Here is a 24,227-nt window from a genome sequence, read left to right as displayed (position 1 = left end):
TACACCTTCTCAATATTATTACAGAAGGATTTATACCAACCTATTATAATCCAATAAATAAAGGAATGCAAGCGTTTGCTTATAGATTATGAAATGTGAGATTTCTCTCTTAAAACACCAAAAAACCTACCCTCAGGGGTAGGTTTTTTGGTAAGAAAAAAATGAGTGATTCTACTGTTAATCCTTTAACATTTAATGATTGTCATCAGTCTAAAATGATTTTTATCCCATCAATAACTCTTTAAAAAATCTTCAATCTGAGAAACTATTTCATGACTTTGATAATGATAAAGGTCGTGTGGTGCATCCATATAGATGACTTTCACATTAGACTGTTCACTAGCAAACTTCTCTGCGTAGCGCTTCCATTCATATTGACTAAAGCTTGTATCTTGACCGTTAGAAACCAGTAGTAAGGTAGGAATTTTGGGATTGATGCTAGAGGGAACTTTCTTGGCATTTTCCTTTACCATACGAGATTCATGAAGCATGGCTTGTGACATCAACTGATTGTATGCTAGGAGTTTATATTGTTGTCGTTCACTTTCGGTCAGAGTTGGATTTTTTATATAAAAGGACTCTGGGAAATAGCGTAACAAGCCAATCTTGCTACTCCAATAGGCCACAGTAAGCAAGGCCTGATTGTCCTTTAAATCCTCATAACTTGACGGCAATGCCCAATCCAGACCAATCAAGGCTTTCACTTCATCAGGATATTTTTCCTGCCAAGCCAGACTCTCAAGACTAGCCATAGAATGAGACAAAATGATAAAAGGCCCTGTGACATTAGCCTGAGAAAGAGCTTGACGAGTCTCAGACAAAACCTCCATCACATCTCTTGAATGATTGCTATCATCACTATAACCATATCCCGCTCGCTCCACAATGACTACCTTGTATCTTTTCGATAAGGAATCCGATACATTCTTAAAGTCCAATATTGGAGAAGCAATCCCAGCACCTGAGAGAACGACTATAGTCTCTGGACCATCCCCTTCAACGTAAACATTCATGTGATGCCCATTGACGAGAACTGTTTGACCCATAGGAGTTAGAGAGGCTTGTTCCTTTTCTAAACTGATACGGTGAAAGATAAATGTAGCCACTAGAAACAAGAGAATGAAACTAATAAAGCCAAGGCACCATTTTTTTAGTTTTTTCATAGCATTATTGTACAAAAATTAGACACTTTTAGCAACTTAGGGATGGTTCTTCTCCAGTTTTCTATATTTCGTTTTCGAACTTTTTCTTCACTCATCAAATCTTGTTCGTAAGTATTTTTCCAACTCATCTTGGGATAAATCACTAGGAAGTTCAAACACGTACTCATAGCCTTCATCACAAAAGGAAACCTTCTCTTCAGCTGGAAACCATTTCCGAAGCCAGATGATATAGGAGGCATAATCTTGTAACCTGTTTGTTGAATCAAAGTAATTTATCACAAAAATATTTTTCTTGCTACTCAAAGAACTTTCCAAGGTAAGCTGAGGACTTTGATAATCCCAAGAAAGCGAGTAAGCTTTTTCAGGGTTAGTCCTTTCTCTGATTATAATATCTGGGAATTTTTCTCTCAAAGCAGTACAAAAGGCTTGTAAATCTAGGAATATGTGTTCTTTACTCTCAATAAAGATAAAATCAGCAGTACTCATCAATCTCTCCCCTTCTTTTTAAACTTTAAACTGAAAACAGACCTTAACCATCAATGGCAAAATTCTCCAGACTCTCAAATGCCTGTCCCTGATAGTCAAAAGAAAAGATATGAATATCATCAAAAGTTTGGTCACAGAAAGTAACGGTTTGTCGCTCTGGCTCGATGATTGGTTTACCCAACTTTTCAGTAGCTTCTTCATCTGTGAAATACCCATAAAATTCTTGTAAATAAGGCAGTATAAACGCAAGAATACGAGACCTATTTTTATGGTAATTGGCTGCAAGTAACTGAGCTTCCACCTCAAAGTTTCCACTTGGCTTTTCTTCCCAAGCTACAAGAACATCATCTACTTCATGAAGGTAGGCTTGTAAGGACTGATCGAATATCATAGCTATTTTTCCTTTCAAAAGTTGATTAAAAAGCTAGTTTTACCCAAAAAATCACTAAATGATTCTCTCCATCCTCATTATATCACTTTTTAAATAAGGTTGAGAAGAGTTGAAAAATGAGAAAACCCACCCTCAGGGGCAGGTTTCTGTTTTGTATGGTTAAGCTAGATTAAGCTTTACCTTCTGAACCGAATACGTCGATACGTTCTTCAACTGATGCTTGGATAGCTTTTACACCGTCAGCCAAGAATTTACGTGGGTCGAAGAGTTTTTTCTTGTCGTATTCTGCTTCGTTTGCTTCGTAGTCACGAGCAAATTTACGAGTTGCGTTAGCGAATGCGATTTGGCATTCAGTGTTAACGTTAACTTTAGCAACACCAAGTTTGATAGCTGCTTGGATTTGGTCATCAGGAATACCTGATCCACCGTGCAATACGATTGGGAATCCTGGTACAGCTTCAGTCAATTTTTGCAAGTGATCAAGATGAAGACCTTTCCAGTTTGCTGGGTAAGGACCGTGGATGTTACCGATACCAGCTGCCAAGAAGTCGATACCAGTTGCAACCATTGCTTTAGCGTCTTCGATTGGTGCCAATTCACCGTCACCGATGATACCGTCTTCTTCACCACCGATAGTTCCAACTTCAGCTTCTACTGATACACCATTTGCGTGAGCAAATTCTACAACTTTACGAGCTTTTTCAAGGTTTTCTTCAACTGGAAGGTGTGAACCATCAAACATAACTGAAGTATAACCAACTTGAATACACTCAAGTGCATCTTCGTAGTGACCGTGGTCAAGGTGGATAGCTACTGGTACAGTGATACCCATTGATTCTACAAGGTTAGCGATCAAGTTGCGAGCAACTTTGTAACCACCCATGTATTTAGCAGCACCCATTGAAGTTTGGATCAAAACTGGAGCTTTTTTAGCTTCTGCTGCACGCAAGATAGCTTGAGTCCACTCAAGGTTGTTTGTGTTAAATCCACCAACTGCATAACCATTGTCACGAGCTGCTTGGACAAATTTTTCTGCTGAAACGATTGCCATTTTATCAGGCCTCCTGTATATTTTTATGGGATATCCCATTTACATTGTTCATTTTATCACTTTTTGACAAAAAAAGCTAGTTTTTCCTGTAGTTTAGATTGAATTTCTTCTATCTAAAAATATGTAACCCTCCTCAAAGTCCTAATCTTACAGGTCTTTAGGTAGGTTCATATAAAAGGCTAAGTGGTCTTCATAGCGTTCAAATCGATAGTCAATTTCTTCGTTTTCCAATAAACTTTTAACTACGAATAGTCCCAAGCCAGCTCCCTTACTTTGTCGACTAGAAACCGTAAAGGATTGTTCAAACTTATCTTGCTCCTCAGGTGTACAGGCGTTCTCAATGAAAACCCAGCCATCTTCTGTCCCAATTTTTAGATAACCACCCTGAACAGAGTGTTTCACAGCATTACTGATAAGATTGGAAAGAATCAGCTTGAGTACCGAAGGATTTAGATAAGTTTGTTGGTCTGTGAGTTGATTCACAACTGAGATTTCCCTCTCTTTGGCTAATAAATCATAATCCTTTAAGAGAAAACCTGTCATTTCAAGAAGGTTGATTTCTTCCTTCTTGTCTCGCAATTCTTGCACTGAAGAAAGGGATAAGATTTGCTGGATATGGTGACTCAAATCATCCACGATACCCAAAGAAACTCCCAGATAATGGTCACGGTCTTTATAGCGTCCAATATTGGCTTTCATATTCTCCAGAAGAATCTTTAGACTAGCTAGAGGTGTTTTCAGTTCGTGGGAAGCACCTCGCAAAAACTCAACCTTCATCTTTTCCAGCTGAAGGATGGCCTCGTTCTTTTCATGCAAGTCTGCAATGACCGTCAAGAGATGCTGATAAAGGCTGTTGATTTGTTCTTTAAGATCACCAATTTCATCCTTAGAATCCACGCGCAACCTCACTTCTGCATCCAAATCCATCATCCGTCGAGTCACTCGTTTGATTTCCAAAATAGGAGCAACAATGGTTCTAGCATAGATAAAGGCGATGAGGAGCGAAATGATGAAAGACGCTAATAAAGTATAAGGCAGAAATTGAAGACTGATGTCTTCTGCTTCTTTCTGCAAATCCATAGAAGCTAAAAACTGTAAGGTCATCGTCTGACCATCCTTAGTTTGAACTTCTCTTTCCTCAATAACCAAGGAGGCCGTTTGTCGTTGTTTATCAACGGGAAGATTATCATTGACTTCCAACTTATCCTGAGTCATCTCTCCCTTAACAGCTCCCTTAATATCACTGCTTTTAGAATAAAGTTCAAGGACTTCCTGAATAGCTTGACTATCTTTGCCTTGGAGAGACTGGGCAATTTCTGTAGCCTTTTGCCCTATGCTCTCCTGACGATGACTGAGATAGGTCGGAGGAAAGAGGAAATAGATGGCCAAATGCAAACAAATGACCAAGGTAGAAAATACCGAGAAGGTATAGATAAAAATTTTTTTAAATAAACCTGAACGTCTCATTTTCTCTCCAATTTATAACCAACATTGCGCACGGTAAGAATACAGTCTAAATCCAATTTTTTCCGTAATTCCTTGATATAGACATCGATCACTCTGTCAAAAGGAACCTCATCTGTCATCTTCCATACAGCATCGATAATCTGCGACCGTGTTAAGGCTCGACCTTCATTTTTAACCAGATAGTCTAAAATTTCTAGTTCTTTTGCATTCACTGCAACTTCTTGACCTGCTACTTTAGCGCTATAACTGTCAAAGTCTACCTGGGTGTCCCTATAGGTAAAAATACGACCAGTATCATAATAACGCTTAAAGATGGCATCCACTCGTACCTTTAATAAAGATAGGGAAAAAGGCTTTTCCAAATATCCATCTGCTAATGCAGCAAAGGCACTCATCTTATATTCTTCGTCCTGAAAGGCTGTCAACATCAAGACCGGAACTTGACTGCTTTTACGGATTTCTGACAAAACCTCTAAACCATTGAGTTTCGGCATTTGAATATCTAAGAGAACCAAGGCAACTTGGTGATTGGAAAATTGTTTTAAAGCCTCAAGGCCATCTGCAGCCTGAATGGTTTCATAGCCACAATCCGTCAAATAATCACTAATTCCCTCACGGATCATGTCTTCATCTTCTACAATTAGAATTTTCATATAAATCCTTTTCTATCAAAAATGCTACCTATATTATATCTCATTTGAGTGAGAATAGGTAGCAGGTTTTTTATTCACTATCTATCAAAAGTTCTTTTGGTTGTTTAAAGAGGAGATTGCTGGAAGCAAGTGCCATAACAAGTACTACTAGAACCAATCCAAGAACAAAAACGATAGCAAAATCTGATGGTTGAATGGAAATATCAAGACTAGAAAGTGTTTTACTAAAGCCGTCCACTTCTGCTCCACCACCGAGATTGGAAGCTTGTGCAGCCTTACTTGCCTGCTTGGCCACATCTGATGTGACATTGGCAAGTATTGTATTTCCAATAGCACGAGCTGTATAGTTGGCTAGGAAGTAGGCTGAAATGAGAGCTGGAATAGCAATCATAACTGCTTCTGTGATAAATTGTCCTAGAATACTTGCTTGTTTTAGACCAATTGAAAGGAGAATGCCAACCTCTTTACGACGGGCATTAATCCATAGCGTGAGTAAGAGAGCAAGCAGGAGAACCGAGAAGCTCAAGCTACCCCAGAAGAGGAGATTAGCCATCTTGTACATGCCTGAGATAGATTGTTCAAGAGCAGGATAGTTTGATGAACTCTTGATTAAGCTATACATCTTCCAGTTGATACCGTTGATGGATCCTATTTCTTGCATGACCGTATCGAGGTTCTTATCCCCAGCTACAAAGAAGGTAGCATCTCCATAGATAGCTGTATCTTCTGTATATCCATAGAGTTGGGCAGCTGTGTGAATATCTGTGATTGCTGTATTTTCATATAGTTCCTGTGAATAGGTCACAGCAGATTTGTTATGTCCATCAAAAAGTCCTTTGATAGTGACTTCTACTGTTTCTTTGGCTCCTTTTTCATTATCCGCATCGTAGATATTGGAGTTAAGTTTGACCTTGTCTCCTACCTTCCATCCATGCTTTTCTGCCAAATCTTTATGCATGAGAATTTGGTACTTGTCGTCATTTTTTAAATGCTCACCTTCAACCAGTTTATAAGAGCCTGATACAAACTTGTCTTCTTTAGAAGAGTCATTGACACCTGTTATCATCAAGCTACTTCCAAAACGTTGAGCTCGATCTGGCGTTAGATTTTTCTTGGTTTCAGGTGTCTCAATCAATTCGTAGCCTGTTAAATCACCGATAGCATTGATACGTTTGATGTAAGATTCGATGGCCTTATTTTCAGTAATTTTTTTAATATCTTCACCCTTGATATTCCCTGCACCACGTGGAGTTCCTTGGTTGACCCTGCGGTTGATTTGCATGGAGAAACTATTGGTGATATTCTTAAAGGTTTCTTGAGAAGCCTTAGCTGTCGCACCCTTGATAGACAAGCCGACCAAACTCAAACTAGCCATCAAGAGAATGATGAGAAAGATCACAAGCGACTTAAAGAATTTTCTTGTGACATAGGCAAATGCGTTGTGTAACATAAGATTCCTTTCTAGATTTACTTCACTTATATATATTTAAAAGATTTAGTTACTTTTTTTTCTTGTTTCAGTCAGCTTTTTATCCTTCAATTCCAGTGTAATATCTGACGCCTGTGCTACTTCCTTACTGTGGGTCACAACGATCACACACTTGCCTGTTTTCTCAGCAAGAGATTTGAGGAGTTCGATGATATCCCCAGCTGTCTTAGGATCTAGGTTTCCGGTTGGTTCATCCGCTAAAATCACTGGTGCTTCAGATACAAGGCTACGAGCAATGGCAACACGTTGTTGCTGCCCACCTGATAATTGGAGAACATTCCGCTTGATTTGACTGTCATCTAAACCAAGTTCAAGAAGCGTATCCTTGCTAGCCTTCTTATTAACCAAGCGGATATTTTCTAATGGAGAAAGATAATCAATCAAGTTATAGTTTTGGAAAACTAGCGAGATATGGTGCATACGGTGATAAGAATAACCTTGTTCACGAATGTCCTTACCCTCAAACTTAATTGCACCTTCTACTGGGCTATCAAGTCCTGCTAATAGTGATAAGAGGGTAGATTTCCCAGCTCCTGATTCTCCGATAATACTATAAAACTTACCAGGTTCAAAATCGTAATTGATTTTATATAATACTGCTTCTGCAGTGTTCTTGTAACGATAAGTAAGATCTTGTAATTGTAGTAAAGTCATGATTTCTCCTTCATTAACTAATAGATGATAAAATTTCTTTCGGTGATTTTCTAAATAAAAATAGGAAACAAAGTGCAACTGACAAGCAACTAATTATAAGTAGGAAAATATAAGATTCACCAAATGAAAGAAGACTTGTTGTAAGATTCGTTGCCTTTTCCAGAGTATCTTGTAGTGCAGCTTGGTCACCGCTTGCTAGTACAGTCTTCAAGAGATAGGAAGTAATGGCATTTCCAGCTACAAATGCAGGCAGAATAGATGCCAATGAAACTATGATGACTTCCAGGCAGAATTGGCTAAAGATTTCTCTTTTTCCCTTCCCTAGTGCCAATAAAATACCAACCTCGTAGACTCGCTCTCGTAACCAAAGTGACAAGACCAAGATCAGCGCTCCTACACCAGCAATCATAATGCCATAGAGGAAAATTTGTAGGAAGGTTTGGAAGGTCGAAACTGAATCCTTGATTTGTTCAAAGGCCTTATTTTCCTTTTCCACTTGAAAGCCTTGATTTTCAAGAGATAACTTTTCAACCTCTTGAATGATGTCATCCATATCTTTGGGATTTTCTAGATAGAAACGAGCGACAGTAACTTGTGCTTCTTTAGTTCCAAGAAGAGTTTGGCTACTTTCGAAGTCTGTATAGACCGTGTTTTCACTAAAATCTGAGCTAAGACCAGTGAATTTTTCTTGCTTCTTACCTGAGAAAATACCTACGATTTCATAGTCTAGCCTTTGTCCACTATTTCCTTTTACTTGACCAGGATTTAAGCTAATCTTATCTCCTATCTTTAGATTGTTTTTATTTGCTAAATCTTCATGGATTAAGATTTTTTTGCTATCTCCTTTTTCTAAATGCCTTCCTTCTTTAAGGGTAAAGGCAGAACTTGTAAAAGAAACGTCCTTGGAAGAATCTTTCAAAGCAATTAAACTGATAAGATTTTTTTCAGCTTCTGTCAGATCATCCCTTTGGATACTTTGTTCTCCAGTAACTACTTCGTTGTCAGTCAACTTAGCTATTGTTTCTAGCTCTGGGAAAATCTCCTCAAGTCCCTTTATTTTTTTAAGGTCATCTAGTTGAGACAGCTGAAAGGTTTGATCCGGCTCCATTCTTTTAATAAAAAAAGATGTATTCAAGGAGCGGTAGAGATTATTCTCTACTGTTTTGTTGGACTTCATAAGCGTCAAACAAGCCGATATTCCAGCCAATAAGACAAATAGAATCAGGAATAATATGAGACTTCTCAGTCGTTTTCTGCTGACGTAAGCCCAAGCTCTTTGAGTGGGATTCATATAGCACCTCCATATTTGTAAAACCATTATAATATTCAAATATGAAATGTTTATGAAATCACAAAAAAAAGAGAGTGGGACAGAAATCGGTCATTCGTTAGAATTCGATTTCGTCGTCCCACCTCCGCACAGTTGAGTAGGGCTGTAAAAGCTGATGAAATCAGCGGAGTAGAGCCCACTCAACCACTGCGTCTTGCTCGACAATCCAAAAACAATTGAGAGGCTAGGACTTTTGTCCCAGCCTCTTTTTTATAAAAAAAATAAAGAGCTAGCTAAGCTAGCTCTTCTGCTATGCGGAGAGAGGGACTTGAACCCTCACGACCTAAAGCGGTCACAGGATCCTTAGTCCTGCGCGTCTGCCAATTCCGCCATCCCCGCGTCGATTACTTTACTAGTATATCAACTTTGAAAAAAATTGTCAAGACTTTTTTCAGATTTTTTCATCTTGAAATGTATTATTCTGTAATTTCAAGCAAATTTTCATCAACCAATTTCGCACCAAGTGTATTCTTAAAATGTCCAAGTGCAAAGGCATGATTCTCAGGCCAAATGGATGCTACTGCCGGTTTCACAACTTCTATCTGATAACCAAGATTATAAGCATCAATGGCTGTATGCAAGACACAAATATCTGTAAGAACTCCCGTCAAAATGACAGTATCCACTTTACGCTCTCTGAGACGGATATCCAAATCTGTCCCAGAAAATGCTGAATAGTGACGCTTGTCCATCCAGAAAACACGACTATCATCAGCATGTTCCTGATAGAAGTCGGCTAACTTGCCATACAAATTTCGTCCACTAGTCCCAATAATGTTATGTGGCGGGAAGAGTTTACTTTCAGGATGAAAAACATCATTTTCTTCATGGGCATCAATTGTAAAAAAGATATAATCTCCACGTTCAAAAGCCTTTTGGGTCACCGCATATATATCATCAGATATTGCTTGAGCTGGAGCACCCGCAGTCAGTTTCCCATGATCCGCTACAAAATCTTCTGTATAATCAATAGAAATTAGTGCCTTAGCCATTAATAGTTCCTCTTTTTCACTTCTTCAAAAATATCTGGGATTAGAACTTTGAGATAAGTTCCTTTCATACCAAGAGAACGACTTTCAATAATCCCTGCAGATTCAAGTTTACGAAGGGCATTCACAATTACAGAGCGAGTGATACCAATACGGTCTGCAATGACTGAAGCTGTTAATTGACCTTCATTACCATTTAATTCAGCTAAAATAGCCGATACTGCTCTAAGTTCAGAGTACGAAAGGGTATTAACCGCCATAGTTACAGCCGTACGACGACGAATATTTTTCTCATCTTCCTCACGTTGGAAGTTCAAGAGTTGAATTCCTACTACTGTGCTGGCAATTTCAACAAGAATTAAATCTTCATCTTCAAACTTTTTATCATTACGCCATATAATCAATGAACCCAAGCGAATCCCTGAGACATGGATTGGAGCAATTGTTGTCAAACCATCTGGGAAATCAGAACGACTCTCAGTTGGGAAAATTGTCAAATCATGCTCTACTGGAAGATTGGCCTCCGTATCGTAGATCATGTTCGCACCTTGCACATAATCTTCTGGGAAAGTCTTTGATTGGAAGAATTGCTCAACTCGGTCATTATTAGTTTTGTAGCGCATAAAGTAGCCCAACAAACGACCCTTGCTATTCACAATACAAGCGTTACAGTCAATAATATCTGCTAATTGACGTGTAATGGCATTATAAGGAAGCTCATCTTGTAATTGCTCCTCCGAACGCTTTAACATTGATGTGATTTTTCTTGTTTTTTCTAATAAATGTGCCATTTTTTACCTCGCATATAATCGCTTTCATTATATCATAAAATTCTGACTACTTCAACAATTATCTGAAAATTGTTTATTGAATTGCAATTCAAGTGTATTCGAAAATTTTTCCTATTTTTTATAATTTTCTTATTGACAGCTTTCTGATTTTTTGATAGAATAATATTACAAGATAACAAATTTATAAATTTAAATTCTCGTATGAATCTTTATATGACTCTCGGTCTCCTTATATATAAAAGCGATCCACCTCAGTGAACCGCTTTTTTTGTTATTTATCTCCTTTGTTACGAATCACAAAGCCTGTTTTCTTCTCGCTTGAAGTATTGCGTGGTTTTTTATTGTCCTTACGGTAACGCTTCTCTTTATCAAAGCGGTCGTTTTTCCGACTGCCCTTTTTGAAATCATCACGACGACCATTGCCACGACGATCACGATCTCGGCGATCATCCCCACGACGGCCACCACGACCAGACTTGCCTTTTCCGCCAAATCCACCACCGGATGGTTTAAATGGCAATGGTTTCTCGCGCGCAATTTCAACTTCTGGAAGACTATCTGGATCCTGTACTGTTAAGCTAAGGATGTACATAGCCAGTTCTTCTGGGCTGAATTCTGCAGCAAGTTTACGAGCGTCTTTTGCGAATTTCTCGAAGTTTCCACGAATGGCTTCATCAGCAAAATCACGTTCAATTTTCTTCAGTGCAACTTGTTTCTTAGCTTGGAAGGCTTCTTCTGCACTTGCAGGTTTGAGACCTTTCATGCGTTTCTTAGTCAAGTTCTCGATGATTTGGAGATAGCCCATCTCATTTGGTGCTACGAAAGTAATGGACTGACCTGACTTACCTGCACGCCCTGTACGACCGATACGATGAACATAACTCTCAGGGTCTTGAGGAATATCATAGTTGTAGACATGGGTCACACCTGAGATATCCAAACCACGAGCAGCAACGTCTGTTGCAACGAGGACATCGAGGTTGCCATTTTTAAAATCACGAAGGACACGAAGGCGTTTGTTTTGGTCCAAATCTCCATGAATCCCTTCTGCTCGGAAACCACGGATTTTAAGACCACGAGTCAACTCATCCACACGACGTTTGGTACGACCAAATACAATTGCAAGTTCTGGCTGCTCCACATCCATGAGTCGAGTCATGGTATCAAATTTTTCTTGTTCCTTAACACGGATATAGTACTGATCAACTAGTTCTGTTGTTAACTCTTTGGCAGCAATCTTGACGTGCTCAGGATTTTTCATGAACTGAACACCGATGCGTTTGATGGCTTCAGGCATGGTTGCTGAAAAGAGCAAGGTTTGACGATTTTCTGGGACACGGGAGATTATGGCTTCAATATCTTCAAGGAAGCCCATGTTGAGCATTTCGTCCGCTTCATCAAGGATAAGAGTTTCAATATCTTGCAATTTCAAGGCCTTGCGTTTGATCAAGTCAAGGAGACGACCTGGTGTTCCTACTACGATATGAGCCCCTGATTTAAGAGCCTTGATTTGTTTTTCAATACTTGAACCACCGTATACTGAACGGACTTTCACACCCTTACTACGACCAAAGCGGAAAAGTTCTTCTTGACTTTGAACAGCCAATTCACGAGTTGGTGCAATGACCAAAGCTTGGATAGTTGCTTCTTCTGTACGAATTTTTTCAAGGGTTGGCAAGCCGAAAGCTGCAGTTTTCCCTGTACCAGTTTGAGCTTGTCCGATCACATCTTTCCCTTCAAGAGCTAAAGGAATGGTTTGCTCTTGGATGGGACTTGCTTCTACAAATCCTGCTTTATCAACTTCTGCCAACAAATCGGCAGAAAGATTAAATTCATTAAATTTCACGTTATTCTTCTTTCTAAAGATGGTGCGAAGCCATCCTATAGCGCTTAGTTTATACTTTTCTTGTCATGACGTACTTTCATAGCTTTTATGAAAGACCGTGTTGCTTCTTTTCCACTAAAGAAAAGTACTGCTTTTTTGCAACCTATCTAGTATAACACAAGAGAAGGTCAAAAGATAGTCTAACCTCCTGATTAAGTCATGTAAACGATTTTTCTATCGATTTGCTTCACTCAAAAAGTATTTGTTAGAGCATTCGGTTCCTGAAACTATTTTCCGTAGCAGATTTGTGCAAAAGTTTTTTTCTTATGCTAGAATGAAATTCGAACAGGAGGAATAAAAATGTTAACATACGATTTAATTGTCATTGGATTTGGTAAGGCAGGTAAGACGCTTGCTGGAAAACTGGCTTCAGCTGGTAAAAAAGTTGCCCTCGTTGAACGTAGCAAAGCTATGTACGGTGGAACTTGTATCAATATCGGTTGTATCCCAACTAAAACCTTGCTAGTTGCTGCTGAAAAAGACTTGTCATTTGATCAAGTCATGGCTACTAAAAACACGGTTACTACACGCCTCAATGGTAAAAACTATGCTACTGTCGCAGGTACAGGCGTAGATATCTTTGATGCTGAAGCTCACTTTGTTTCTAATAAAGTCATCGAAATCCAAGCTGGTGACGAAAAACAAGAACTGACTGCTGAAACTATCGTCATCAACACTGGTGCTGTTTCAAATGTCTTACCTATCCCAGGCCTTGCTACAAGCAAGAATGTCTTTGACTCAACAGGTATCCAAAACTTGGACAAATTGCCTGAAAAACTTGGTGTCCTTGGTGGCGGAAATATCGGTCTTGAATTTGCCGGTCTTTACAACAAACTTGGAAGCAAGGTCACAGTCCTAGATGCCTTGGATACATTCCTACCTCGTGCAGAACCTTCTATCGCAGCTCTTGCCAAACAATACTTAGAAGAAGATGGCATTGAATTGCTACAAAATGTCCGCACTACTGAAATCAAAAACGACGGTGACCAGGTTCTTGTCGTGACTGAGAACGAAACATACCGTTTCGATGCCCTTCTCTACGCAACTGGACGTAAACCAAATGTTGAACCTCTTCATCTCGAAAACACAGATATTGAACTAACTGAACGAGGCGCTATTAAAGTAGACAAACATTGTCAAACAAACGTTCCTGGTGTCTTTGCTGTTGGAGATGTCAACGGTGGCCTTCAGTTTACCTACATTTCATTAGATGACTTCCGTGTTGTTTATAGCTACCTCGCTGGTGATGGCAGCTACACACTCGAAGATCGTCTCAATGTACCAAATACTCTTTTCATCACACCTGCACTTTCACAAGTTGGTTTGACTGAAAGTCAAGCAGCTGATTTGAAACTTCCATATGCTGTTAAGGAAATTCCTGTTGCAGCTATGCCTCGTGGACATGTAAATGGTGACCTTCGTGGTGCCTTCAAAGCTGTTGTCAATACTGAAACAAAAGAAATTCTTGGCGCAACTATCTTCTCTGAAGGTTCACAAGAAATCATCAACATCATTACTGTTGCAATGGACAACAAGATTCCATACACTTACTTCACAAAACAAATCTTCACTCACCCAACCTTGGCTGAGAACTTGAATGACTTGTTTGCGATTTAGTTTTATCAAGCAGCCCTCCTTGGGCTGTTTTTCTTTTTCTAAAATCTCAAATCTGTCTTTTCTGGCTTTTATGATATAATAGAAACATGAAATTAAAAACTACTTTGGGCCTTCTTGCTGGGCGTTCTTCTCACTTTATTTTGAGTCGTCTTGGACGTGGAAGTACGCTGCCTGGAAAACTCGCCCTTCAATTTGATAAAGATATTTTACAACATTTAGCGAAGAACTATGAGATTGTTGTGGTAACTGGTACCAATGGAAAAACCTTGACGACCGCTCTCACTGTCGGTATCCTAAAGGAAATTTACGGTCAAGTGTTAACCAATCCAAGTGGTGCCAACATGATCACAGGGATTACAACTACCTTCTTGACAGCCAAATCTTCAAAAACTGGCAAGAACATCGCTGTCCTTGAAATCGACGAAGCTAGTCTCTCACGTATCTGTGACTACATCCAGCCTAGTCTTTTCGTTATCACCAATATTTTCCGCGATCAAATGGACCGCTACGGTGAGATTTATACGACCTACAACATGATTTTGGACGCTATTCGAAAAGTTCCTACTGCTACTGTGCTCCTTAACGGCGATAGTCCGCTTTTCTACAAGCCTGCAATTCCAAATCCTGTTCAGTATTTTGGTTTTGATTTGGAAAAAGGTCCAGCAAAGCTTGCTCACTACAATACGGAAGGTATTCTCTGTCCAGACTGTCAAAGTATTTTGAAATATGAGCTTAATACTTATGCCAACTTAGGAGCTTATATTTGTGAAAATTGTGGATGTAAAAGACCTGACTTGGACTACCGTCTAACAGAATTGGTTGAGTTGACCAACAATCGTTCTCGCTTTGTTATTGACGGACAGGAATACGGTATCCAAATCGGTGGACTTTATAATATCTACAATGCTCTCGCAGCAGTCGCTATCGCCCGTTACCTTGGAGCTGATTCTCAACTGATTAAACAAGGATTTGACAAGAGTCGTGCAGTTTTTGGGCGCCAAGAAACCTTCCATATCGGTGACAAGGAATGCACACTGGTTCTTATTAAAAATCCTGTTGGTGCAACACAAGCTATTGAAATGATTAAACTAGCTCCTTATCCATTTAGTTTATCGGTTCTCCTTAATGCTAACTATGCAGACGGTATTGATACCAGCTGGATCTGGGATGCGGATTTTGAACAGATAACTGACATGGATATTCCAGAAATCAATGCTGGTGGCGTTCGTCATTCTGAAATTGCTCGTCGTCTTCGAGTAACTGGCTATCCAGCTGATAAAATCACTGAAACAAGCAGTCTGGAACAAGTTATTAAAACGATTGAAGCCCAAGATTGTAAACATGCTTACATCCTTGCGACCTACACTGCTATGCTGGAATTCCGAGAACTACTAGCCAATCGTCAACTTGTTAGAAAGGAGATGAACTAATGGTTTATACTTCACTTTCCTCAAAAGACGGTAACTATCCATACCAGCTGAATATCGCCCACCTCTATGGTAACCTCATGAACACCTACGGAGATAATGGAAATATCCTTATGCTCAAGTACGTAGCTGAAAAACTTGGGGCTCATGTAACAGTTGACATCGTTTCTCTCCATGATGACTTTGATGAAAACCACTACGACATCGCCTTTTTCGGTGGTGGTCAAGACTTTGAACAGAGCATCATTGCTAGTGATTTACCTGCTAAAAAAGAAAGCATCGATAACTTTATCCAAAATGATGGTGTCGTTCTTGCTATCTGTGGTGGCTTCCAACTATTGGGACAATATTATATAGAGGCTTCCGGAAGACGCATCGAAGGCCTCGGTGTTATGGGACACTACACACTCAACCAAACCAATAACCGCTTTATCGGTGATATTAAAATTCATAATGAAGAATTCGATGAAATCTACTATGGATTTGAGAACCACCAAGGTCGCACCTTCCTCTCAGATGACCAAAAACCACTGGGACAGGTTGTTTACGGAAATGGAAATAACGAAGAGAAAATCGGTGAAGGTGTTCACTATAAAAATGTCTTCGGTTCTTATTTCCACGGACCTATTTTATCCCGCAATGCAAATCTAGCCTACCGCTTGGTCACTACTGCTCTTAAGAAAAAATACGGTCAGGACATCGTTCTACCATCTTACGAGGATATTCTTAGTCAAGAAGTCGCTGAAGAATATAGCGATGTAAAAAGCAAGGCAGAATTCAACTAATCATTAGATTCCAATATGCTTCGGCAATTGGAATTTTTTTATGCTCTTTTCCCCTTCTCCCTTGCATTTTCTACTATTTTTTGCAAAAATAGAGGGGTAGAAAGAAGGTAGCATATGTCTAAATTACAACAAATCCTAACATATCTCGAATCAGAAAAGCTAGACGTCGCTGTCGTATCTGACCCCGTCACAATTAATTACCTCACTGGCTTTTACAGTGATCCACACGAACGTCAAATGTTCCTTTTTGTCCTTGCAGATCAGGAACCGCTTCTCTTTGTTCCAGCACTTGAGGTTGAGCGTGCAACTAGCACTGTTTCTTTCCCAGTCGTTGGTTATGTGGACTCTGAAGACCCTTGGAAAAAAATCCAAAATGCCTTGCCACAATTTGATTTCAAACGTGTAGCAGTTGAGTTTGATAACCTCATCTTGACCAAATATCACGGTTTGAAAACTGTCTTTGAATCTGCTGAGTTTGAAAACTTAACTCCATTGATCCAACGTATGCGTTTGATCAAATCAGCTGACGAAGTGCAAAAGATGATGTTAGCAGGTGTCTATGCAGACAAGTCTGTCAAAGTTGGTTTTGACAACATCTCTCTTGATAATACTGAAACAGATATCATTGCGCAAATCGATTTTGCTATGAAACGCGAAGGTTATGAAATGAGCTTTGACACCATGGTCTTAACAGGTGATAATGCTGCGAATCCGCATGGTATCCCTGGAGCTAACAAGGTTGAAAATAACGCCCTTCTCCTCTTTGACCTTGGTGTGATGGTCAATGGTTATGCATCAGATATGACTCGTACGGTCGCTGTCGGGAAACCAGACCAATTCAAGAAGGATATTTACAACTTGACTCTAGAAGCTCAACAAGCTGCCCTTGACTTTATCAAACCTGGTGTCACAGCCCATGAGGTCGATCGTGCAGCTCGTGAAGTGATCGAAAAAGCTGGCTACGGTGAGTACTTCAACCACCGTCTCGGCCATGGTATCGGTATGGATGTTCACGAATTCCCATCAATCATGGAAGGAAATGACATGGTCATCGAAGAAGGCATGTGCTTCTCAGTTGAACCAGGTATCTACATCCCTGGTAAAGTCGGAGTTCGTATCGAAGACTGCGGTGTTGTCACTAAGGATGGCTTTGATCTCTTTACAAGTACCAGCAAAGATTTGCTTTATTTTGATTAAGCTGAATGATATACAATATAAAAAGGACGAGATATAAAATCTCGTCCTTTTCTGGTATTAACGCTTTGACGCAGTAGCTGTCTGGCTTGAAAGATGCTTTATCAAGCTTTTTCAAACCTAGTCAGCCTTGCGGGGGTGAGACAACGAAATCGAAACTTCGTCTAACGATTTCTATCCCACCGCCTTTTTGATTTGATAATAAATTTTATCCGCTATATATCCTTTTCGTTTCACACCATCTGGAATTGTCTTCCAAAAAGTCATTCCAGCCTTTTCCATAACACGACCAGATGCAGGATTTAGACTTACATAGCAAGCATCAACCTCTTCAAATCCAATCTCATCTAGACAGTATGATAAAACTGCCTTCAAGGCTTCTGTCATGAGTCCTCGTCCCCAGTAGTCCATCCCTAAGATATAACCAATCTCACAGCTAGAGTTTTCTTTATGCACACCTACAAGACTAATATCTCCAATGACATGGTCTGGATTTTCTTTGAGACAAATGGCCCATTTGTAATAATCTGGCTCGTCATAGGATTTAACCCAATTGCCTATAGAATTTCGAGTCTGTTCAACATTCAAGTGTGGATTCCAAGTCACATAAGTTAGATTTTCTGAGCGTGAAGCCCAATTATCAAACATGGCTTGAGCGTCATTTTTTACAAATCTCCTTAATATCAAACGTTCAGTTTCTAAAGGTTGTGTACCTAGTGCTTTCATGATGCTAACTCTCTTTCTATTTTATGGATGGCTTAAAACTTACATTGACCTGTCTCATTCTCCCAATTCAAGTTATAAAGTGAAAAAGGTCCTCCGGACCTTCTTCGCTTTCTCATTTCTAGGCTCAGGGTAAAAACACTATACTCATAAACATTGAGAAAACAACAGTTCCCTCTAATTTCATGACGCAGTCGCTGTCTGGCTTGAAATGCACTTTAGCAAGTTTTTTCAAGCCTAGTCAGCCTTGCGGGGGTGAGACAACGAAATCGAACTCGAACTCTTCGAGTTACCGATTTCTGTCTCACTCCCAAAACGTATCAAACACAGTAATTGGTAGGTGGCGTTTGTGTTGGCCTTTGTACCACCATTTTTCAATGGTTGCTTGGGCTTCTGAGCTTACTTGTTTACCTTCGAGGTAATCATCAATTTCATTGTAAGTGACTCCCAAGGCTACTTCGTCTGCAATGCCTGGTTTTTCTTCTTCCAAATCTGCTGTTGGAACTTTTTCATAGAGGGCTGGATTAGCTCCAAGTTCTTTCAAGAGTTGTTTTCCTTGGCGTTTATTGAGGCGATAGAGTGGGAGAATATCTGCACCACCGTCACCAAACTTGGTAAAGAAACCTGTGATATTTTCCGCAGCATGGTCTGTCCCGATAACAGCTCCACTATGAGCACCTGCAAGGGCATATTGGGCAATCATACGGCTACGAGCCTTGATATTTCCTTTGTTAAAATCGGAAACTACACTTCCTGTTGCTTCGACTGCTACTGTCAAAGCATCAGCAGATTCCTTGATATTCACTACTAAGCTCACATCTGGCTGGATAAAAGCTAGGGCTTTTTGGGCATCTGCTTCATCAGCTTGTACTCCATAAGGCAAACGAACTGCTATAAATTTATAGCTATCATCACCTGTTTCTGCTCGCATTTCTTCCATGGCTAGTTGAGCCAAGCGTCCTGCTAAGGTCGAGTCTTGACCTCCAGAAATGCCTAACACAAACGTTTTTAAGGAGGGATGCTTCTTTAAATATCTTTTTAGAAAGTCGATGGAACGACGAATTTCTTCCTGGGCATCAATAACTGGCTTAACACCTAATTGTTGGATAATGGTCTCTTGCAAACTCATTCTTCTTCTCCTTCGCCTAGAGCTTCCTTACGCATCTTATCAATCAAGTCCATCTTGTCTTGCCAAATATCATGTGCCAAGTCTACTGGATAATGTTGTGGGTTCAGAACACGTTTGTACTCGTCCCAAAGTTTATCAAATTCTTTACGAGCATAGGACTGAATCTCAGGTAGACTCGGTAAATCATAGACCAGCTTACCGTCCTTAAAGATGTCCACCAAGAGAGGAACGGCATCAAAATTACGGACAGTTTTCTTGATGTAAGTATAGGTTGGATGGAACATCTTGATTTCTGTCATACTAGCAACATCTACGCCATCATAAGTAATGTAGTCACCTTCTGACTTCCCTTTTTCACGACTGGTAATGCGCCAAACTTGCTTCTTACCTGGTGTCGAAACCTTCTCAGCATTGCTAGAGAGTTTGATGGTGTTGCGCATCTGACCATTTTCATCTTCAATAGACACAATTTTATAGACTGCGCCAAGAGCAGGTTGGTCATAAGCAGTGATGAGTTTAGTACCTACACCCCAGACGTCAATTTTAGCTTTTTGCATCTTGAGGTTAAGAATGGTATTTTCATCAAGGTCATTGGATGCATAGATCTTAGCATCTGTAAATCCAGCCTCATCCAGTTGTTGACGAACTTTTTTAGAAATATAGGCGATATCTCCAGAGTCAATGCGGACACCAAGAAAATTAATCTTGTCACCAAGTTCACGCGCAACCTGAATCGCTGCTGGAACACCGATGCGAAGAGTATCGTATGTATCTACTAGAAAGACACAGTTTTTGTGCGTTGAGGCGTAAGCCTTGAAAGCCTGATAGTCATTTCCATAAACTTGAACTAAAGCATGGGCATGAGTCCCTAAAACCGGAATACCAAAGAGCTTACCTGCGCGTACATTACTAGTTCCATTGGCACCACCAATAACAGCCGCACGAGTCCCCCAGATAGCTGCATCCATTTCTTGCGCACGACGTGTTCCGAACTCCATCAAAGGTTCATCATCAATGACTGAACGAATACGAGCTGCCTTGGTCGCAATCAAGGTTTGAAAGTTGACGATGTTCAAGAGAGCTGTTTCAACCAATTGACACTGAGCCAAAGGCCCCTCCACTTGAACAATCGGTTCATTGGCAAATACCAAGTCCCCTTCTTGAGCAGAACGTACAGTCAATTCCATCTTGAGATTACGGAGATATTCCAAGAAGGCACCATGATAACCAAGTGATTCCAAATAAGCAATATCGCTCTCAGAAAAGCGCAAGTTTTCTAAGTAGTTCACAATTCGTTCCAAACCTGCAAATACAGCATAACCGTTTTTGAAAGGTTGTTGGCGGAAATAAACTTCAAAAACTGCTTTCTTGTTATGAATGCCTTGGTCGAAGTAAACTTGCATCATGTTAATTTGATACAAATCTGTGTGCAAAGTTAAACTGTCATCTGGGTACATATACTGTCCTTCTTCCCTATTTGTAAAAAGATGAAAATGTTTCTTCTTTTCTCATAAATTAGTACTATTATAACACATTTTCTCGATATTGATAAAAAGCTAACAAGCTATTCCATGCCCTCGAACTCATCCATATCTTTTTCATACTTCTTCTGAGCCCATTCACCATAACTTTTCAAACCTAAGTTACCAATAAATACCCAAGGGAGATAAAAGACATAGGTAAATATCCAAGCAAAAATGTATTTAAGATGTAGAGGGTTGTGCTGGTAAATTTCGATATTGAACTGGTAGTTCTGTAGCATCAAGGTAGCTGTAATCACTAGAGTTAATAATAGGCAGCCTAAAATTGTAAAATGAAAACGACTATAGTAAGTCACACCTAGACTTCTAGCACGATTGATAAAGTAAAAATTCCCTATGATAATAATAGCGAGAAGCATGCTAGAATTAAAAAGGCTTGGTGCTAACACTGATATGAAATAAGCTAGAAACAATAATCCGATAGAAATATAAAAACTCTCTGCACCAGCTTTATGAAGTTGTTGCTCTTCTCTTTCGTCTAATAATTGGTAATAATAAAATCTATTTTTCATCTTCTTCCTCCCAAAATAATTGATCTAAAGTTTTTCCTAAGCATCTGCAAATAGACTGGCAAAGCGAAAGCGAGGGATTATACTTTCCAGCTTCTATCAAGCCGATAGTCTGTCGAGTGACACCTACAGCTTCTGCCAAGTCACCTTGTGTCATATCAAGCTCTACTCGAGCTAGTTTTAATTTTAAATTCTTAGCCACTTGTAACCTCCTCCTTAATTTTAAAAGTCGCGCTTCTTTTTTCAACTTCATTATATCATATAATTTACATTATGCAATATATATCTGTCAATTTGTACGATTTTTTTAACAAAAAAACTCTACCACCAAAATGATAGAGAGTTTTCTACTTATTCAAATTTTTTCAAAATATCTACAACGTCACTTCTCTGTTTGACTTGATAGGCTTTGATGCCTAAACTTTCAGCCATGTTGGTATTATCTTTTACATCATCTAGAAAAATACAATTTGAAGGATCCAACTGATATTTATGGAGAATTTCTTCAAACATTTTTGGATCAGGTTTGATAGCCTCGATATCACAGGAAAGAACAAACCCATCTAAAATCTTTTCAAGAGGTGCTAGTTGATTTTTCAATAATTCATAAAAAACTGGTGAGGTATTAGATAGGACAAAAATACGATGGCCTTTTTCCTTTAAACGTGCAAGAAGCGGAAAGACTTCCGTGTAAATATCGATATAGGCAGGCCAGTTCCAAATGACTTCTTCAACCTTTTTCTGATAGCAATCTCCTAATAGGGAAAGAACCTTATCAACCAATTCTTCTCGAGTCAAGGTTCCCAGGTCCAATCTTTCCCAAAGCCCCGACTGGAAAATCGCCTTGTCTAAGATCAGATAATCTTTCTGAGTTTTAGCTACAGCTTTCAAAATCTTATCCTTGTTCCATTCAAGTAGAACATTACCCATATCCAGTATGATATCCATCAACCTACCTCCATCTTTTTGTGAACAATCTCTTTAAGCATCCAATGTCTGTTTATAAATCTTTTTGATAATAGTGCCTTTGTCCAGTGCAGGGATAGTCTTTTAAGGTAAAGACTTCCTGGTAATCATGTTTCTGATAGAAGGCTGGCGCTTGAAACTGATACGTATTCACAAAAACGTAGCGACAATTTCTCTTCTTAGCTTCACTTTCTGCTCGCTGCAATAGTTGGGAACCAATTCCTTGTCCTCGCAAGTCCTCCTTCACAAACAAATACTCAATTTCTAACCAATTCCCGAAAGTCTCTGCTACTAAGCCAGCTAGGAGTTGACCTTGTTCGTCTTCGATATAAAGATTAAGTGGCTCACTTTCAGCAGTTTCCCTTTTAGAACGATTATAAGAGCGAATCAAATTCCCTATTTCTTGTGCTTTCTGAGACTCTGTATTCTCCAATCTAATGTGCATCCAAACCTCCTCGAAGACAACTAACGCCTTGATTATATTCCTATTTTAAAGAACTGTCAAACGAAATAAACTCACCAACCTAAGTTGATGAGCTTCTGACTTATTTTCTAAACTTCCATTGGCTATAAATACCAAATGCAACAATCCAGATAGCTGAACCTCTAGCTCCCATTACAGTTGACTCTTGTAAGAAGAGTGTTCCAAATACAAAGATAAAGAAGAGCATGGTCAGAGGATTTAGCAAGCGATATTGAGGCATGAGATAGCCATCTGCCATAAAGTCTTTAGACTTACGATATTTGAGATGGGCTACCATGATCAAGATGTAGATAGCTATATAAACACCCGATGAAGAAGCTGTAATCAAAGCAAAGGCATCTGATACACCAGGAAGTACATTGATGAAGGCTGCAAAACCAATCAATACGGCAGAAGCAATGATTGCATTCTGAGGAACGTTGTGGCGTGAGAGTGTATCTGCCTTAATAGCTTTCAAGAAACGATTTGGTGAATCATGGGCAATTTGGTACAAATGACGACCTGTTGAGTAAAGGGTTGAATTCAAGGCTGATGCAGCTGAAGTCAAGACAACAAAGTTAATCAAGGCCGCTGCCCACTTAAGGCCAACAAGTTCAAATACCGTTACAAATGGTGAATCCGCTGCAGAAAGCTCACGCCAAGGAATAATAGACATAATAGCTAAAAGAGCTCCACCATAGAAAAAGATAATTCGCAAAGGAATTTCCTTAACAGCCTTAGGCAAGACCTTTCTTGGATCCTTGGTTTCAGATGTGGTAACACCGATAAATTCAATCATCAAGTAAGCAAAGAAAACCATCTGGAAGGCCATGACAAAGTTCATACCACCATTTGGGAAAAGGGAGAATTGATCACTGATATTTGCAAGGCTTGCTGAACCATAAGGAGTTTCAAAGCCGGTCAAAACCATAAAAATACCTGTCGCAATCATGGCAAGAATAGCCACAATTTTAATCATGGCAAACCAAAATTCCACTTCACCAAAGATTTTAACGGCAATCAGATTGACTAGCCCTAAAATTGTTAGAAAGACAACCTGAATCAACCAAGATGGCCAGGATGGAAACCAAAACTGAACATAGTGCGAGATAGCTGTAATCTCAGCCATTCCGATAAAGACCACCGATAACCAATAAGACCAAACCGAGAAATATCCCCACCCTTTACCAAGATAACGGGTAATGAAATTGATAAAGGTATGTTGCTCTGGGTCTTGATATAACATTTCACCGATAGCTCGCATCATGAGATACATAAATCCACCAGTAATCATATAAACCAAGACAATCGAAGGTCCTGTTAAACTAATCGAGCGACCAGCTCCTAGAAAAAGTCCCGTTCCAATCGTTCCTGCAATAGCCATAACCTGAACATGGCGATTGGTTAAGCCACGCTCCATTTTACTTTTCTTTTTGTGCTTTTTTTCTGAATTCATATAGTCTCCTTATTTTTTAGAATGAAGAAAAGGAGTGATGGGAAACGCTTTCCTTAAATCTACTCCTT

The 24,227-nt window shown here is 39.5% G+C and carries 24 protein-coding genes and 1 tRNA gene; 4 read left to right on the top strand and 21 right to left on the bottom strand.

The genetic code is table 11. The annotated features are described in order from the left end of the window. Positions 1–230: 230 nt before the first annotated feature. The 13 genes from AC3E9F_RS02040 to cshA all read right to left on the bottom strand — a co-directional run bounded on the left by AC3E9F_RS02040 (position 231) and on the right by cshA (position 12,310). Entirely contained in the window at positions 231–1,163 is a 933-nt protein-coding gene (locus tag AC3E9F_RS02040; RefSeq protein WP_490672748.1) for an alpha/beta fold hydrolase, read from the bottom strand. Between the two features lie 87 nt (positions 1,164–1,250). Then, positions 1,251–1,649, bottom strand: a complete 399-nt coding sequence (locus AC3E9F_RS02035) for a hypothetical protein (protein WP_490672747.1) — start codon at positions 1,647–1,649, stop codon at positions 1,251–1,253. Positions 1,650–1,692: 43 nt separating this feature from the next. Then, positions 1,693–2,040, bottom strand: coding sequence for a hypothetical protein (locus AC3E9F_RS02030; protein ID WP_490672746.1), 348 nt, complete (start codon positions 2,038–2,040; stop codon positions 1,693–1,695). Between the two features lie 169 nt (positions 2,041–2,209). Next, positions 2,210–3,091, bottom strand: coding sequence for a class II fructose-bisphosphate aldolase (locus AC3E9F_RS02025; RefSeq protein ID WP_001019005.1), 882 nt, complete (start codon positions 3,089–3,091; stop codon positions 2,210–2,212). A 147-nt stretch (positions 3,092–3,238) separates the two neighbouring features. Then, complete coding sequence (gene vncS / locus AC3E9F_RS02020; RefSeq protein WP_490672745.1) at positions 3,239–4,558, bottom strand: sensor histidine kinase VncS; 1,320 nt, start codon at positions 4,556–4,558, stop codon at positions 3,239–3,241. Beyond that, positions 4,555–5,211 (bottom strand): response regulator transcription factor VncR, encoded by a 657-nt coding sequence (vncR, locus tag AC3E9F_RS02015; RefSeq protein WP_006148163.1) that lies wholly within the window; start codon positions 5,209–5,211, stop codon positions 4,555–4,557. Before vncR ends, vncS begins: the two co-directional genes overlap by 4 nt. Before the next feature lie 70 nt (positions 5,212–5,281). Next, on the bottom strand, positions 5,282–6,661 hold the full coding sequence (gene vex3, locus AC3E9F_RS02010) for an ABC transporter permease subunit Vex3 (RefSeq protein WP_490672744.1): 1,380 nt from the start codon (positions 6,659–6,661) through the stop codon (positions 5,282–5,284). A gap of 45 nt (positions 6,662–6,706) precedes the next feature. Beyond that, on the bottom strand, positions 6,707–7,354 hold the full coding sequence (gene vex2 / locus AC3E9F_RS02005; RefSeq protein WP_263393814.1) for an ABC transporter ATP-binding subunit Vex2: 648 nt from the start codon (positions 7,352–7,354) through the stop codon (positions 6,707–6,709). Positions 7,355–7,367: 13 nt separating this feature from the next. Next, positions 7,368–8,645 carry an ABC transporter permease gene (locus AC3E9F_RS02000; RefSeq protein WP_263393815.1) on the bottom strand — a complete coding sequence of 426 codons (1,278 nt, stop codon included), beginning with the start codon at positions 8,643–8,645 and terminating at the stop codon, positions 7,368–7,370. 292 nt (positions 8,646–8,937) lie between these two features. Then, a tRNA-Leu gene (locus tag AC3E9F_RS01995) sits at positions 8,938–9,023 on the bottom strand. Between the two features lie 77 nt (positions 9,024–9,100). Beyond that, a complete protein-coding gene (locus AC3E9F_RS01990) occupies positions 9,101–9,676 on the bottom strand; it encodes a cysteine hydrolase family protein (RefSeq protein WP_235083979.1) in 576 nt (191 codons plus the stop codon). Beyond that, on the bottom strand, positions 9,676–10,464 hold the full coding sequence (gene codY, locus AC3E9F_RS01985) for a GTP-sensing pleiotropic transcriptional regulator CodY (protein ID WP_263393816.1): 789 nt from the start codon (positions 10,462–10,464) through the stop codon (positions 9,676–9,678). Before codY ends, AC3E9F_RS01990 begins: the two co-directional genes overlap by 1 nt. Before the next feature lie 271 nt (positions 10,465–10,735). Continuing rightward, positions 10,736–12,310, bottom strand: a complete 1,575-nt coding sequence (cshA, locus tag AC3E9F_RS01980; RefSeq protein WP_263393817.1) for a degradosome RNA helicase CshA — start codon at positions 12,308–12,310, stop codon at positions 10,736–10,738. Positions 12,311–12,649: 339 nt separating this feature from the next. Between cshA and AC3E9F_RS01975 the strand changes: the two genes are divergently transcribed. From AC3E9F_RS01975 to AC3E9F_RS01960, 4 genes are all read left to right on the top strand, one after another. Beyond that, a complete protein-coding gene (locus tag AC3E9F_RS01975) occupies positions 12,650–13,966 on the top strand; it encodes an FAD-containing oxidoreductase (RefSeq protein ID WP_263393818.1) in 1,317 nt (438 codons plus the stop codon). A gap of 86 nt (positions 13,967–14,052) precedes the next feature. After that, complete coding sequence (murT, locus tag AC3E9F_RS01970; RefSeq protein ID WP_263393819.1) at positions 14,053–15,396, top strand: lipid II isoglutaminyl synthase subunit MurT; 1,344 nt, start codon at positions 14,053–14,055, stop codon at positions 15,394–15,396. Continuing rightward, positions 15,396–16,178: a lipid II isoglutaminyl synthase subunit GatD gene (gatD, locus tag AC3E9F_RS01965; protein WP_263393820.1), complete on the top strand. Its 783-nt coding sequence runs from the start codon at positions 15,396–15,398 to the stop codon at positions 16,176–16,178. The genes murT and gatD overlap by 1 nt, the downstream gene beginning before the upstream one ends. A 114-nt stretch (positions 16,179–16,292) precedes the next feature. Continuing rightward, positions 16,293–17,375, top strand: a complete 1,083-nt coding sequence (locus AC3E9F_RS01960) for a M24 family metallopeptidase (protein ID WP_263393821.1) — start codon at positions 16,293–16,295, stop codon at positions 17,373–17,375. Positions 17,376–17,546: 171 nt separating this feature from the next. Here AC3E9F_RS01960 and AC3E9F_RS01955 read toward each other — a convergent pair whose 3' ends face one another. The 8 genes from AC3E9F_RS01955 to AC3E9F_RS01920 all read right to left on the bottom strand — a co-directional run bounded on the left by AC3E9F_RS01955 (position 17,547) and on the right by AC3E9F_RS01920 (position 24,159). Beyond that, the gene (locus tag AC3E9F_RS01955) at positions 17,547–18,098 is read right to left on the bottom strand and encodes a GNAT family N-acetyltransferase (protein WP_263393822.1); all 552 of its coding nucleotides are present in this window, start codon (positions 18,096–18,098) and stop codon (positions 17,547–17,549) included. Positions 18,099–18,399: 301 nt separating this feature from the next. Beyond that, on the bottom strand, positions 18,400–19,224 hold the full coding sequence (gene nadE / locus AC3E9F_RS01950) for an NAD(+) synthase (protein ID WP_490672743.1): 825 nt from the start codon (positions 19,222–19,224) through the stop codon (positions 18,400–18,402). Next, complete coding sequence (locus tag AC3E9F_RS01945; RefSeq protein WP_263393824.1) at positions 19,221–20,681, bottom strand: nicotinate phosphoribosyltransferase; 1,461 nt, start codon at positions 20,679–20,681, stop codon at positions 19,221–19,223. Before AC3E9F_RS01945 ends, nadE begins: the two co-directional genes overlap by 4 nt. 107 nt (positions 20,682–20,788) lie before the next feature. Continuing rightward, on the bottom strand, positions 20,789–21,277 hold the full coding sequence (locus AC3E9F_RS01940) for a DUF6773 family protein (RefSeq protein WP_490672742.1): 489 nt from the start codon (positions 21,275–21,277) through the stop codon (positions 20,789–20,791). Then, complete coding sequence (locus AC3E9F_RS01935) at positions 21,267–21,476, bottom strand: helix-turn-helix transcriptional regulator (RefSeq protein WP_001107501.1); 210 nt, start codon at positions 21,474–21,476, stop codon at positions 21,267–21,269. Before AC3E9F_RS01935 ends, AC3E9F_RS01940 begins: the two co-directional genes overlap by 11 nt. Before the next feature lie 149 nt (positions 21,477–21,625). Next, positions 21,626–22,222, bottom strand: a complete 597-nt coding sequence (locus AC3E9F_RS01930; RefSeq protein ID WP_263393826.1) for an HAD family hydrolase — start codon at positions 22,220–22,222, stop codon at positions 21,626–21,628. Between the two features lie 52 nt (positions 22,223–22,274). Beyond that, entirely contained in the window at positions 22,275–22,685 is a 411-nt protein-coding gene (locus AC3E9F_RS01925; protein ID WP_263393827.1) for a GNAT family N-acetyltransferase, read from the bottom strand. Between the two features lie 100 nt (positions 22,686–22,785). Further along, positions 22,786–24,159, bottom strand: a complete 1,374-nt coding sequence (locus AC3E9F_RS01920; RefSeq protein ID WP_263393828.1) for an amino acid permease — start codon at positions 24,157–24,159, stop codon at positions 22,786–22,788. Positions 24,160–24,227 lie beyond the last annotated feature (68 nt).

The organism is Streptococcus sp. SCPM-O-B-15277 (M60) (assembly GCF_058200335.1).
This window is presented reverse-complemented; position numbering and strand designations above follow the sequence as displayed.